At 38.7% G+C, this 13,029-nt stretch carries 15 protein-coding genes and 1 other RNA gene; 14 read left to right on the forward strand and 2 right to left on the reverse strand.

Translation table 11 applies throughout. The features are described 5' to 3' along the window. The first annotated feature begins 295 nt into the window (after nt 1-295). The 11 genes from A5N85_RS10080 (at nt 296) to mnmE (ending at nt 9,617) form a co-directional block, all read left to right on the forward strand. Nucleotides 296-1,396: an acyltransferase family protein gene (locus A5N85_RS10080; RefSeq protein WP_072577115.1), complete on the forward strand. Its 1,101-nt coding sequence runs from the start codon at nt 296-298 to the stop codon at nt 1,394-1,396. Beyond that, nucleotides 1,396-2,559 (forward strand): carboxynorspermidine decarboxylase, encoded by a 1,164-nt coding sequence (gene nspC, locus A5N85_RS10085; protein WP_072577116.1) that lies wholly within the window; start codon nt 1,396-1,398, stop codon nt 2,557-2,559. Before A5N85_RS10080 ends, nspC begins: the two co-directional genes overlap by 1 nt. Before the next feature lie 70 nt (nt 2,560-2,629). Continuing rightward, an RNA gene (gene ffs, locus A5N85_RS10090) (signal recognition particle sRNA small type) lies at nt 2,630-2,726 on the forward strand. A gap of 25 nt (nt 2,727-2,751) precedes the next feature. Further along, the gene (dnaX, locus tag A5N85_RS15720) at nt 2,752-4,572 is read left to right on the forward strand and encodes a DNA polymerase III subunit gamma/tau (protein ID WP_072577127.1); all 1,821 of its coding nucleotides are present in this window, start codon (nt 2,752-2,754) and stop codon (nt 4,570-4,572) included. Next, complete coding sequence (locus A5N85_RS10100; RefSeq protein WP_072577117.1) at nt 4,573-4,899, forward strand: YbaB/EbfC family nucleoid-associated protein; 327 nt, start codon at nt 4,573-4,575, stop codon at nt 4,897-4,899. Further along, nucleotides 4,899-5,513: a recombination mediator RecR gene (recR, locus tag A5N85_RS10105; RefSeq protein ID WP_072577118.1), complete on the forward strand. Its 615-nt coding sequence runs from the start codon at nt 4,899-4,901 to the stop codon at nt 5,511-5,513. The genes A5N85_RS10100 and recR overlap by 1 nt, the downstream gene beginning before the upstream one ends. Nucleotides 5,514-5,866: 353 nt before the next feature. Further along, nucleotides 5,867-6,004, forward strand: a complete 138-nt coding sequence (gene rpmH / locus A5N85_RS10110; protein ID WP_072577119.1) for a 50S ribosomal protein L34 — start codon at nt 5,867-5,869, stop codon at nt 6,002-6,004. Nucleotides 6,005-6,013: 9 nt separating this feature from the next. Further along, on the forward strand, nt 6,014-6,388 hold the full coding sequence (gene rnpA / locus A5N85_RS10115) for a ribonuclease P protein component (RefSeq protein WP_072577120.1): 375 nt from the start codon (nt 6,014-6,016) through the stop codon (nt 6,386-6,388). Next, nucleotides 6,360-6,596, forward strand: coding sequence for a membrane protein insertion efficiency factor YidD (gene yidD / locus A5N85_RS10120; RefSeq protein ID WP_072577121.1), 237 nt, complete (start codon nt 6,360-6,362; stop codon nt 6,594-6,596). The genes rnpA and yidD overlap by 29 nt, the downstream gene beginning before the upstream one ends. After that, nucleotides 6,586-8,277 carry a membrane protein insertase YidC gene (yidC, locus tag A5N85_RS10125; protein ID WP_072577122.1) on the forward strand — a complete coding sequence of 564 codons (1,692 nt, stop codon included), beginning with the start codon at nt 6,586-6,588 and terminating at the stop codon, nt 8,275-8,277. Before yidD ends, yidC begins: the two co-directional genes overlap by 11 nt. Further along, nucleotides 8,277-9,617 (forward strand): tRNA uridine-5-carboxymethylaminomethyl(34) synthesis GTPase MnmE, encoded by a 1,341-nt coding sequence (gene mnmE / locus A5N85_RS10130; RefSeq protein ID WP_072577123.1) that lies wholly within the window; start codon nt 8,277-8,279, stop codon nt 9,615-9,617. The genes yidC and mnmE overlap by 1 nt, the downstream gene beginning before the upstream one ends. A 131-nt stretch (nt 9,618-9,748) precedes the next feature. On the opposite strand, the gene A5N85_RS10135 is transcribed toward mnmE, so the two are convergent. Then, complete coding sequence (locus A5N85_RS10135) at nt 9,749-10,348, reverse strand: c-type cytochrome (RefSeq protein ID WP_072577124.1); 600 nt, start codon at nt 10,346-10,348, stop codon at nt 9,749-9,751. 343 nt (nt 10,349-10,691) lie between these two features. On the opposite strand from A5N85_RS10135, the gene A5N85_RS10140 reads away from it, so the two are divergent. The 3 genes from A5N85_RS10140 to sppA are packed head-to-tail and all read left to right on the forward strand — an operon-like array spanning nt 10,692 to nt 12,572. After that, nucleotides 10,692-11,450, forward strand: a complete 759-nt coding sequence (locus tag A5N85_RS10140; protein ID WP_249023957.1) for a pseudouridine synthase — start codon at nt 10,692-10,694, stop codon at nt 11,448-11,450. After that, a complete protein-coding gene (locus tag A5N85_RS16665) occupies nt 11,383-11,622 on the forward strand; it encodes an RluA family pseudouridine synthase (protein WP_249023958.1) in 240 nt (79 codons plus the stop codon). Before A5N85_RS10140 ends, A5N85_RS16665 begins: the two co-directional genes overlap by 68 nt. Beyond that, complete coding sequence (gene sppA / locus A5N85_RS10145) at nt 11,619-12,572, forward strand: signal peptide peptidase SppA (RefSeq protein WP_072577125.1); 954 nt, start codon at nt 11,619-11,621, stop codon at nt 12,570-12,572. The genes A5N85_RS16665 and sppA overlap by 4 nt, the downstream gene beginning before the upstream one ends. Here sppA and A5N85_RS10150 read toward each other — a convergent pair. Further along, the coding region (locus A5N85_RS10150) for a Maf family protein (RefSeq protein ID WP_072577126.1) at nt 12,519-13,029 on the reverse strand (511 nt) is incomplete at its 5' end. The two genes, sppA and A5N85_RS10150, sit on opposite strands and share 54 nt — an antisense overlap.

Consider the following 13,029-nt stretch of genomic DNA (forward strand, 5'->3'; position numbering starts at 1 on the left):
TTTATTTTATATCAAAGTGTTAAAAATATTTTTGTTTAAAAAATAGAGTGAATATCTTATCTTTATTTGTGAGTGCTTATTAAGAATGTTGCAAGTGTTATTTTTATAATTTTTGAACAGAATATAATGACCATTAACAGGTAGAAATGCTTTCTGCCTGTTAATCATCTTACGGTGATTAACTTTAAGCAGGACGCTTATTTTTCATCAGTTTTGATGTAAACGGGCATGATGCCCGTTTTTTTGCATTAGGCTTTCATGTAATAATACTGACTTTTGAATAGTTTTGAAGATAATGCAAAATAGTCCCAATAAGCGTTACTTTTATGGTTTAGATGAATTACGCGCTACTTTAATGTTAATTGGCGTTTTTTGGCATGCTGTTAGCATTGTTTCACCTTTTGGTGCTTTCGTTTATGACAGTAAAATTCATGAAAGTTTTGCACTCTACGCTTTAATTTATCCTGAACATATTTTCCGAATGGAAGCGTTCTTTTTGGTCTCAGGATTTTTGTCGCGTATGGTGGTTATGCGCAAATCTAAAGCGCTATTTTTTGAAGCAAGAGTAAAACGAGTTCTTATTCCGTTAATATTTGGTTGCTTTGGGGTGAATTTTCTTCTACAGCTATTTGGCAGCCAATTTATGAATTATTCTTGGGAACGATTCGATATGTGGCGCTGGGTAATGCATGGCTGGTTTTTAATTACTTTATTTATGTGCGCACTGATTGATTTACTCTTGCCTAAAGATATTTTTATGCGAGTAGGGATGTGGTCATTAGTTCTTGCATTTGTTATCGGTAGTGTTGGATATACGCAGATAAACTATTGGAATGGTCAAAGTTGGCATTTCTTTGGTCCAGTAGCAGGCAATTTATTTAATTTTTTTATTTTAAATACGATTCAGTTTTTTCCTTTTTATTTTTTAGGTAGCTGGCTTTATTGTCAGCAAAATTGCTTAGATAGTCTAGGAAAAAAAGCTTTGTTTTGGGCATTGATGATTGGTCTTTTTGCGGGCGTTTTGGAGTATGTGCATAGTTTGAAATTAGTGGACGTGTTTGGCAAATATCCGTGGTCTGCGTTGTTATACCGAACCAATCATATGATTGGTGCTGGAGGGATTGCTGTATTTTTATTTTTATTATTTTATCGCACCAAGCGCAAAGGTAAAAAAATAGTCAATTATTTAATGACTTCTGCGATTGTAATTTATCTAGTGCATCATCCATTAGTGATTATCTTAGGTTGGGCGCTTGATTATCCTGCTTTATCTAATTTGGTTTATTATGGATTAGTAGTGATAATGACATTAGCTTTGTCTTATCTTGCTTATGAAGGTATTCGTCGAGTGAAATGGTTGAGTTTTGCCTTTGGATTAAAAAATAAGGATGCTTAATGTTAGAAACTTTTAAAAAATTAGATTTATCTCAGTTGCCGACGCCCTGTTATGTGGTTGACGCAGCTTTATTAGAGAAAAATTTACAATTATTAGATCGTGTACAAAAGGAAAGTGGTGCAAAGGTTTTATTAGCACTTAAAGGATTTGCTATGTGGCACTATGCGCCACTGATTTCCCAATATTTATCTGGTGTCTGTGCAAGCGGTTTACATGAGGCTAAATTAGGTAGAGAATTTTTCAAGGGTGAAGTACATACATTTTCTGCGGCTTTTCCACCCGCAGATATTGAAGAAGTATTGCGCTTGTCTAATCATGTGATTTTTAATTCTTTTCATCAATGGCAGCGTTTTATGCCTCAGATTAAAGCTGCTAAAGCAGAAAATCCTAAATTGGCTTTTGGGCTTCGTATCAATCCAGAGCAACCAGAAGGAAATTATCCAATTTATGACCCTAGCACGCCTGGCTCAAGATTGGGAATAGTCCGCTCAGAATTTCGTCCTGATTTATTAGACGGGATTACAGGTTTGCATTTTCATAATCTTTGTGAACAGAATGTAGACCCCTTGGAGCGAACCATTCAGGCAATAGAAGAAAAATTTGGCGAGTTTTTACCGCAAATGCAATGGGTCAATTTTGGTGGTGGACATCATATTACCAAAGCGGATTATCAAGTTGAAAAACTTATTGATATTATTAAAAAATTCCGTGATAAATGGCAGGTAGAAATTATTATTGAACCCGGTGAAGCCATTGCACTTGGTACAGGCGTATATGTCACAGAAGTACTAGATGTGACAAAGAATACGATGAATTTATTGATTATTGACGGCTCTTGTACGGCGCATTTACCAGATGTTTTAGAAATGCCTTATCGCCCAGTATTGGCTGGTGCTGGAGAAGCCAATGAAAAAGCTTATACCTATCGAATTGGAGGGTTGACTTGCCTTGCAGGCGATATTATCGGTGATTACAGCTTCGAACAACCAGTAGAAGTTGGGCGGCGGCTTATGTTTATGGATATGTCTCACTATACAATGGTTAAAACGAATACTTTTAATGGTGTCAAACTACCCGCTATTGTTGCTTGGGATAGTCGGACGGATAAGCTGGAGGTTGTACATGAATATGATTACGAAGACTTTAAACAACGGCTTAGTTAAATAATTTGATAGAAAGCGATCGTTGATACTTGCCTTTTGTTTAACTTTCGTTATAATTCGTTACTGGTCTGCATTGGTGTCTCGCAACAATAAGCCGCGAATCCCGCTAGGTCCGGGAGGAAGCAACGGTAGTGGTGGACTTGGGTGCCGAGGAGTGCTGGTGCAGACCTCTTTCTTTTTGAGATTGTAGATATGTATCAAGTTCTAGCGCGCAAATGGCGGCCCAAAAATTTTAAAACACTGGTGGGTCAGCAGCATGTCACTCAAGCACTTATCTATGCGCTAGATCATCAGCTTATTCATCATGCCTACTTATTTACTGGTACACGTGGCGTTGGAAAAACTACCATTGCTAGAATCTTTGCTAAATCCCTTAATTGTTTAAAAAATGGCGTTTCTTCTGAGCCTTGTGGTGAGTGTGAGCATTGTCGTGAAATAGATGAAGGGCGGTTCCCTGATTTAATAGAAGTTGATGCGGCATCAAGAAGCCAAGTGGAGTATACGCGTCAATTATTGGCGAATGTGCCTTATGCGCCGGTAAAAGGTCGATATAAAGTCTATTTAATAGACGAAGTACATATGTTCTCTGATGATAGCTTTAATGCTTTATTAAAGACGCTAGAAGAACCTCCTGAGCATGTAAAGTTTATTTTAGCGACAACTGACCCACAAAAAATGCCTGCAACCGTACTTTCGCGTTGTTTGCAATTTCAGCTTAAGAATATGACTGTGAGTCAAATTGCTGGACATTTAGCAACAGTTTTGAATCAAGAACAAATTACTTTTGAAGAAGAAGCGTTATTGTTATTGGCTGAAGCGGCAAATGGCAGTATGCGCGATAGCTTAAGCTTATTAGACCAAGCAGTGGCTTATGGGCAAGGGAAAGTGCTTAGTCATGATGTTGCCTCTCTTTTAGGCGCGGTACCAGCGGTTAAAATTCGTGAATTACTAGCTTTGTTAGCCGATGGTGAGGCTTCTGCCATTCGGATAAAATTAGCAGAAATAGCTGAATTTGCACCAGATTATCCTGATTTGCTTCGTCGCGTTTTGCAAGGCTTGCAGCAGATTACGATTGCGCAGCTAAATGCACAGCGGACTCCTGATGAGATTTCTCAAGAAATGATACGCTTAGCCGCACGCTTACCGATTGAATTGGTACAATTATGGTATCAAATTGCGACAGATACTTGGCAAGTGCTACCTTATCAACCAGATGCTGGCGCTGCATTAGAAATGATGTTGTTAAGGATGTTAGCATTACAGCCTATTCTGCCTGAAACACCTCTAGAGAAGGTATCATCAATTGCCTCTGCTCTACCAATGGAAGAGCAAGTAACAACTTTAGATGAATTGGTCGAGCAATTTACGCATACGACGGAACAAGAGCAATCATTATTATCCAACCCAGATGTTTCCATATCCGAGCAATCTTCAGCTCAACAAGTAATAGAATTACGTGAACAGGATAATGAGAAGATCGAATACTCTCCGCCTCGGATAGAAGAGGATAGTGTTACTAATGATAATTTATCTCCTCAAGCGACTGAACATTCGCTTGAAGTGCCTTTAGAGGAAATGAGAAATGAACCATTATTACCTGTGCAGCTTTATGAAGCGATTGGTCATCCAGAAAGATGGGCTGCCTTTATTGAGCAGCTAAATCTAGGACAATTTGCACAAGTATTGGGCGAAAATTTTTGTTTATCTGATATTCAAGGTAAACAATTATTATTGTCTGCCGATCAAGCAGGACAAATTTGGCAATCTCCGCAATGGTTTATACAGATGGCGGAGGCGATTTCTGAGCATATTAGTGTAAGTATTACGCTTAAATTAAGCGATAAAGAAAACCAAATAACACATTTCGCGCAAAAACAACAAGCAATCGAAGAAGAAAAAGTGCGTGCAAAACAAGCTTTTCAATCACATCCGGCTGTTAATCACTTGATAAATGAACTCTCTGCTACCATAGAACCGGATAGTATTTATTCTTTAAAAGAAAAGGAGTCATGAATGTTAAAAGGTGGATTGGGTGGAATGATGAAAAAAGCCCAAGAAATGCAAGAAAATATGCAAAAAATGCAAGAAGAGTTGGCGACAAAGACGGTGATTGGGCAAGCTGGCGCTGGTGCTGTTGAAATTATTATGAATGGACACTTTTCTTGTCAGCGAGTAACGCTTTCTGAAGAGGCGCTAAAAGAAGATAAAGAAATATTAGAGGCGCTTATTGCGGCTGCAGTAAATGATGCAGCAGAAAAAGTGAAAGCTTTAACGCAAACAGAAATGGGATCTTTAACCGCTGGATTAAATCTGCCCGCTGGTTTTAAACTTCCATTCTAATGACTTTTTCAAAGGCTTTCGAGCAATTAGTAGAAGCACTGACGTGTTTGTCTGGTGTGGGCAATAAAACGGCTCAACGAATGGCGTTAGAGCTTTTACTAAAAAAGCAAACTCAAGCAGATATTTTATCTAAAGCGATTGCGCATGCGCTTAATACAACTCAACAATGTCAGCGTTGTCGGAATTTAAGCGATGAAGAATTGTGTTTAATTTGTCGTAACCATAGTAGAGATCAGCAAACATTATGTATTGTTGAAGCACCATCAGATGTTTTAGCAATTGAGCAATCAACGGACTTTCAAGGTCAGTATTTCGTTCTTATGGGACATTTGTCTCCCTTAGATGGTATCGGTCCAGAAGCGCTAGGCTTAGATATTTTGGATCGTAGATTTGCAGAAGAAGAGATTAAAGAAGTTGTTCTAGCAACAAATAGCACATTAGAAGGCGAAGCCACCGCTTACTTTTTAGCTGAGTTAGCTAAAAAACACGGTATTTCGACAACTAGACTTGCACATGGCGTACCTATGGGGGGAGAGCTTTCTTATATTGATAAACAAACGTTATCTTTGGCTTTTCGCACAAGAAATCGCTTTGAGATAGAGTCTTTTGACTAATACTTTATCAAATTTCTCAATTATCAATACAGTAAGATTCATTTTTTAAATAATTGAATGGTTTGCGTATGAAGAACTGAATGATAAAAGAGAAATTTAATTTATCTATTATATGTATTACTACGATAATAGAATGAGACCTTTACAAAACCTCTAAAAATAGAGAAATTTCAATTTTTCAAATTTTAAAAATATATTAAAATCATAGTGTTAATTTTTATGCTAGTAGTAAAAATTCGTGTGAAACGGAATTTTGCAAAGGCTTCAGAATATCAATTTTATGTCTAAATTTATTGACTTATCTGTGATTCAGCCGTATGATTTCGCGCTTTGATTTCCTTTAGGAGAAATACATGTCTAAACGTACTTTCCAACCCAGTAATTTAAAGCGTAAGCGTACTCACGGTTTTCGTGCGCGTATGGCAACTAAAAATGGACGCCAAGTATTAGCGCGTCGCCGTGCTAAAGGTCGTCATCGTTTAACCGTTTAATTCTTTCGTGTGAACGCGGCATTTACTCGTAGCGCACGCTTAACGCAGCGTATTGAGTTTGACCGTGTATTTTCCGCCCCACAACAGCGAAGCAGCGACCGCTACTTTACTGTGTTGGGGCGTTTTCGCGAAAAGGGCGAAGAGTCGCGATTAGGAATGGTCGTTGCAAAGAAAAAAATTGCCCGTACTCATGAGCGTAATCGCATTAAGCGGCTGATTCGTGAGTCGTTTCGCTTAGAAGCGAAAAATCAATTATCAATGGATATCGTTGTCTTACCAAGAAATGGTGATGTTCAATTAGTTGATAATGCCGAGCTATTTCGTTCACTTAGCAAACATTGGAAGAGACTTCAGCGTGAAGCATATCTTTATCGGTCTAATTAAATTATATCGCTTAACGCTTAGTCCATTTATCGGTCAGCAATGTCGTTTTGAACCGACTTGTTCTCATTATGGAGAAGAAGCTATTAAACGATTTGGTGCTTGGAAAGGCGGATGGATGACAGTAAAGCGTATTTGTCGATGTGGTCCATGGCATCCGGGTGGCTATGACCCTGTTCCGGAAAAAAGTGTGGAGAAAAATGAAAAATAATTTGCGAATGATTCTATATGTTGTTGCAGCAGGATTGATTTTTATTCTGTGGCAACGATGGCAGCAGATTAATCAGCCTATTGTGCCAGACGCTCAATATTCTCCAAGTGTCGTTCAAAATTCCTCTGATAATAGCGTTCCAGCCTTACCTGCTAATGGAAATAGCGCAATTACTAATTCTACGGCATCGGCTTCTACTGCACAGCAGATAGTGCAAGTTAAGACAGATGTATTAGATTTACAGATTAGTACAAAAGGTGCCACAGTTGTTGGTGCTGAATTATTAAAATATCCTACTTCATTAGAGGATAAAGCATCGCTTGCTTTAGTGCATGAAAACAATCCTAATAGGATGATATTGGCTTCGGGATTAGTCGCTTCACAGCCGGCAAATGCTGCTCCTACGCATTTAAGTCAATGGAGTAATGAGAATAGACTTTATACCATGGCTGAAGGACAAGATACCTTAACTGTTCCTTTTACATGGAAAGATGAAAATGGAATTGAAGTTAAAAAAACTTTTACTTTCCACCGTGGAAAATATGAAATAGAAGTTAATCAAATAGTTAATAATAATAGTGCAGCTAATTGGAAAGGAATGTCTTATGGGCAAATCGCTTTCGGTGATGGGCAAGGACCTGGTGGACTAGGGCATGTTGCCACATTTACTGGCGCGGTAATGTCTTCAGCGGATAATCGTTATGACAAAATTAAGCTAAAAGATATTGCTTCTATTCGACAAAACGATACCCCGCAATCTAATAAATATCTCAAAAATATTATTTCTACCGATGGCTGGGTAGCAATGATTCAGCATTATTTCATTGGTGCGATTGTTCCTAGAGGAAATGCTGAGAATATTCTTTATACACAATATAACCCTAATAATGGTGATCATATCATTGGTGTTAAATCACCGATGACAGATATTGCACCAGGTCAATCTCATAGTTTTGATACCAGTTTATATATTGGTCCTAAGATTGCTAAAAATCTAGAAGCTGTTTCCCCTTATTTAGATAAAACAGTTGATTATGGCATTTTATTTATGATTTCCCAATTTATGTTTAATGTGATGGCTATTTTCTATAGCTTTATCGGTAACTGGGGATGGTCAATTGTCGTTATGACTTTGTTAATTAAGCTTGTTTTCTTTGTTCCATCGGCTTGGGCATATAAGTCAATGGCAAAAATGCGCGCCCTACAGCCAGAGATGACGCGATTACGTGAGCGCTATGGCGATGATCGTCAGGGCATGAGTCGTGCGGTAATGGAATTGTATAAAAAAGAGAAGGTAAACCCTGCCAGCGGATGTTTGCCGATGTTATTACAAATTCCATTCTTCATTGCTTTCTATTATATGTTAGCAGAGTCTGTAGAACTTCGTCAGGCGCCTTGGATACTTTGGATTCATGATTTGTCAGTCAAAGATCCTTATTTTGTTTTACCGATTATCAATATGATTTTGATGTTTGTGCAACAACGTTTAAATCCACCGCCGACTGATCCAATGCAACAAAAAGTTATGATGATGCTACCACTTATTTTCGGATTTATGTTTATGTGGTTCCCATCGGGTTTAGTGCTTTACTGGACGGTAAGTAATGCCTTTGGCATCATTCAGCAATGGGTTATGATTCGTCGCTATGGTGGCGGTCATCATCATGCGGTGAAATCCTAATGGTTGCAGATACTATTGCTGCCATTGCTACGCCCCCGGGAATCGGGGGCGTTTGCATTATTCGTATTAGTGGTCAGCAGGCGCTGTCTATTGCACAGGGCTTGACGGGAAGAGAGACATTTTTGCCTCGTAGAGCCTATTTGGCTACTTTTAAAGATAAGCAAGCGGAAGTCATTGATCAGGGAATTGTATTGTATTTTTCAGCACCAAATTCTTTCACGGGCGAGGATGTTGTTGAATTACAAGGTCATGGTGGAATAGCTGTTGCTCATAGTTTGTTAGAAGCTTGTTTTCAGGCAGGGGCACGACCGGCGGAAGGTGGAGAATTTACTCGGCGTGCTTTTTTAAATGATAAGCTTGATTTAGCACAAGCAGAAGCGGTAGCGGATTTGATTTCAGCACGCTCAAATGCCGCACTTAAGGCTGCTAATCGTTCTTTACAAGGTGAGTTTTCTAAAATTGTTTATCAATTAGCTGAAGAAATTTTGGCTTTACGAGTCTATATTGAAGCTGCATTAGATTTTCCAGAAGAAGAAATTGATTTTCTAACAGAGGGCGATGTGGAGGCAAAATTGATTGCCTGGGGGGAGAAGCTAAATCAGCTGTTAACAAGAACGACTCAAGGACAATTAATTAATGAAGGCATAGATATGGTGCTTGCAGGTAAGCCAAATGCTGGAAAGTCTAGTTTATTAAATGCTTTAGCTGGTGAAGATAGAGCAATTGTTACAGAGCAAGCAGGAACAACCCGAGATATTGTCAAAGAAACGTTGATTATCGAAGGAATGCCTGTCAATGTATTAGATACAGCGGGACTGCGTGAGAGTACAGATATTGTTGAGCAAGAGGGAATTCGAAGAAGTCGGGAGGCAATTGCAAAAGCAGATATTATTGCTTTGTTAATTGCTATAGATGATCAGTCAAATAGTGATGAACTTTTTAAAGAGTTAACTGCATTAGCAAATAATACACCAATTATTTGTCTTTATAATAAAGCTGATTTACTGGCAGATTCTGATAAATCTATCAGAAAAAAAGGGATTTTCTTATCTGCTAAGACAGGAGAGGGGGTAGATGATGTTCGTAAGGCTATCGCTGAAACAGTGGGAAGAACACATCATGAGCAACCTTTTATTGCTCGTCAAAGGCATTTGACAGCTTTAAAGACAGCACAACAATATTATCTGAATGCCCTTAAGCAATTGCAAAATTATCATGCTGGTGAATTAGTTGCAGATGATTTACGGCTTGCGCATGATGCTTTAGGGGAGATTACTGGAAAGGTTCGCTCAGATGATTTGTTAGGAGAGATATTTTCAGGCTTTTGTATTGGTAAGTAAAAAAGCGTTTAGTTTTATAAATTTAAATAGATTTTAAAGCTATTCTAGAAAGTTTTGATTTCTAGAATAGCTTTATTTTTATTATGTTGTTTTATTGTACTACTGGTGTTTCTTCAGCATTATTTTTACTATTAGCCTGCGTTGTAGGTAGAGGCTTTTTCTTCTGATGCAGCGGCTTCGGCTTCTGGCGCTTTATTTTCTTCAGTAGTTGAGGAGGCATTATTATCTTGAGCATCTGCTGTTGGTAAGTTTCCAGTATCAATATCAGCATGGCTTAACATAAAGGCGACCATTTTTTTGAAGTCTTCATCTGAAAGGGTTGTACCACCTTTTGGAGGCATGGCGTTAATACCTTTAATGGCTTGTTCTGCAAGCGCATCTACACTACCACGCTCATCTAATTTTGCTTGCCAAGCGGCATGGTTACCAAATTTAGGTGCATTAGAAATGCCCGTATTATGACAAGCCGCACAAACGGAATCGTAAACTTTTTGAGGATTAAGTGCAGTCGCTTTGGGTGTATTTTCTGCAGAAGCGTTCTTATTGGCAATATTGAGGTGTCCAACAGGCGCTAAACGCCCAGCTTGAAGCTGTTGATTGCTAAGTTCGTTGCCTTGTGTATCGGTTCCTGTCCAAAAAAAGAAAGGAAGGATAAGAAAAATAGGCATAAAAACGGCAGCTATCGCCATAATGATTTTTACGTAGCGAGGAATTTGATAGTTGTTTGCCATGATGAGCTCCAAATTTGGGAAGTTAATTTTTTATAATCTTGGAAATTATAGCGGATAGTCAAGAGTTGGTGCAATCATGCTTGTGTATTTGAAAATTGATATTTTTCTGTCTTAGATAAGAAATTGACTTAATGACTTGGGTTTCTCCCCGGTTTTTGGGAGGTTTGAGTGCAATGTTTCTTGATTGATGTAGAAATGTTTTAATAAAAGTGATTGTTTGTAAGATTTTATCGCGTTTGATTTTCTGATATTTAGGGTAATTAAAAGGTTATCGCTATGTTTATCTTTTTTATTTAGCTAAGGCGGTACAATAAGACATTTTATTTGAATCTTTGGAGATGAGATGGATAGTTCTCGTGTGCACTTTATAGAAATTTCTGCTAATGACTCGGGGCAACGAGTTGATAATTTTATTCGTAAGCGTTATCCAGCTTTGCCTAAAGGGCGGATTTATCAAATGTTGAGAAAGGGAGAGGTTCGATTAAATAAGAAGCGAGTAAAGCCAACGGATAAGTTAAGCGAGGGCGATCAGTTACGTTTACCACCAATTATTGATGCCGAGAGAGCGCCAGTTGGTGTTCCGAGCTTTTGGAAAGAGCGTATTGAAAATGCCATTTTATACGAAGACGAAGATTTTTTGATTATCAATAAACCGGCAGGATTATCTGTTCACGGAGGGAGTGGACAATCGTTTGGTGTGATTGATGTTATTCGTGAGTTGAGAGGAGAAGGGAGTGCTGAGCTTGCCCATCGTTTGGATAAGGATACTAGCGGGGTTTTGGTACTTGGTAAGAATCGGGAGACTTTAGCAGGTTTTCAAAGTTTGATGCAGCAAGGTCAGGTAGAAAAGCGTTATTGGGCATTGGTTAATGGCGCTTGGAATATAGATGTGCAAGAAGTAGTCTTACCTTTAGAAAAAGGTAAGGTTAGAGGCAATGAAAGAATGGTTGCCGTCAGTAAAGAGGGTCAGATAGCGCGGACTTTTTTTTTATATACTACGCAATTTTTCTTCAGCGACTTTGTTGGAAGCGGTTTTGGATACGGGAAGGACGCATCAAATTCGGGTTTCTGTACAAGCAAAAGGGCATGGTATTGCTGGTGATGAAAAATACGGGAATGAGGCTTTTAATCAACGCGTTCGTGAGTTAGGCTTTCGTGGAATGTTTTTACATGCGAAAGAGATTGGATTTTTTTATAAGGAACGTAGGATTTCTGTTAATACAGCATTGCCAGAAAATTGTAGAAGTTTATTAGAAAAGGGAAATGAAATATGACATTAGATGAAGAACAAGCATTAGCAGCAGTTGCTCAAGATGCGATTAAAGAGCTAAGGGCAAGACGCCGTTGGAAGATTATTGGACGGATTGTTTGGGTGTTGTTAATTGTTTTGTTTATGGCTGGAATTTTTGGTCGTTATAGCGAAACAAAGTTGACGATTAAAGAGCCTTTTATTGCTTATATCAATATTGATGGTGTGATTAGCGCTAGTGATTATGCAAATGCGGAAGATATCAATAAAGCGCTTGAAAAGGCTTTTGAAAATAAGCAAGCAAAGGCTGTTTTTTTAAATATTAATTCTCCTGGCGGTTCTCCTGTTCAATCTGGGCAAGTATTTCGAATGATTAAGCGCTTAAAGGAAGAGCGTGCTGATTTACCTGTTTATGCGTTTATCAATGATACTGGCGCATCGGGAGCTTATTATATTGCAGCGGCGGCAGATAAGATTTATGCAGACCCTGCGAGTGTTGTCGGTTCAATTGGCGTGATTGCTGGTGGTATTGGCTATGGTAAGTTGCTTGAAAAATTAGGGATAGAAGACAGAACACACACCGCTGGCGAGCATAAGGCTTTCTTAAACCCTGCACAACCAGAAAAACCTGAGGAAGTTGCGCATTTACAAGGTTTATTAACAGATTTGCATCAACAATTTATTGCTGCGGTTAAAAAAGGAAGAGGAGATAGGTTGCAAGATGCTGCTCATCCTGAGATTTTTAGCGGACTTTTTTGGTCAGGTGAGCAAGCGCTGGCTTTAGGGTTAGTAGATAGCTTGGATGATATGCGTGTTGTGGTAAAACAGCAGTTTGATGATGCGCCATTGGTTGATTTCAGCGCACCACGTTCTGTTTGGGAAGAGGTTATGATGAATACAGCTATGCAAGGCAAGGCTTCTTTACGTCAATTGAGCGGTGTCGGTCAACAAGTTCAAGCCATATTGCAGAAATAATTCATTCAGCGCAATTAAGGGCAGACCAATTAGGCTATTAGGGTCTCGCCCTTCTAATGATTGAAACAGTAAAATACCCAATCCCTCAGATTTAAAGCTTCCAGCGGTATCTAAGGGTCGTTCGCGCATGACGTATGCTTGTATTTCTTCTTGACTAAGTGCTCGAAACTGAACATTAAAAGGCTCAACAATGGTTTTTATGTTTTGTCCGTGTTTTAAGCATAATCCTGTTAAAAAGGTGACTTTTTGTCCAGAAAAGCGCGAAAGTTGGGCAATAGCATTATCAGCTGTTTTAGGTTTTCCAATAATGTCGCCTTCAAAGGTTGCTACTTGATCTGAGCCAATGACAAAATGATTATCACTGGTTTGAATGGCTGAAGCTTTGGCAATAGCGAGTCGCTTAACCAGCGATTCTGCGGTTTCACTTGGCAGAGGTGTTTCATCAATAAGCGGATTA

The organism is Suttonella ornithocola, assembly GCF_001889065.1.
GTDB lineage: Bacteria > Pseudomonadota > Gammaproteobacteria > Cardiobacteriales > Cardiobacteriaceae > Suttonella_A > Suttonella_A ornithocola.

Coding starts and splice junctions, on each gene's coding strand:
- A5N85_RS10080 (WP_072577115.1), top strand. CDS start 296: ATGCAAAATAGTCCCAATAAGCGTTACTTTTATGGTTTAGATGAATTA.
- nspC (WP_072577116.1), top strand. CDS start 1,396: ATGTTAGAAACTTTTAAAAAATTAGATTTATCTCAGTTGCCGACGCCC.
- dnaX (WP_072577127.1), top strand. CDS start 2,752: ATGTATCAAGTTCTAGCGCGCAAATGGCGGCCCAAAAATTTTAAAACA.
- A5N85_RS10100 (WP_072577117.1), top strand. CDS start 4,573: ATGTTAAAAGGTGGATTGGGTGGAATGATGAAAAAAGCCCAAGAAATG.
- recR (WP_072577118.1), top strand. CDS start 4,899: ATGACTTTTTCAAAGGCTTTCGAGCAATTAGTAGAAGCACTGACGTGT.
- rpmH (WP_072577119.1), top strand. CDS start 5,867: ATGTCTAAACGTACTTTCCAACCCAGTAATTTAAAGCGTAAGCGTACT.
- yidC (WP_072577122.1), top strand. CDS start 6,586: ATGAAAAATAATTTGCGAATGATTCTATATGTTGTTGCAGCAGGATTG.
- mnmE (WP_072577123.1), top strand. CDS start 8,277: ATGGTTGCAGATACTATTGCTGCCATTGCTACGCCCCCGGGAATCGGG.
- A5N85_RS10135 (WP_072577124.1), bottom strand. CDS start 10,348: ATGGCAAACAACTATCAAATTCCTCGCTACGTAAAAATCATTATGGCG.
- A5N85_RS10140 (WP_249023957.1), top strand. CDS start 10,692: ATGGATAGTTCTCGTGTGCACTTTATAGAAATTTCTGCTAATGACTCG.
- sppA (WP_072577125.1), top strand. CDS start 11,619: ATGACATTAGATGAAGAACAAGCATTAGCAGCAGTTGCTCAAGATGCG.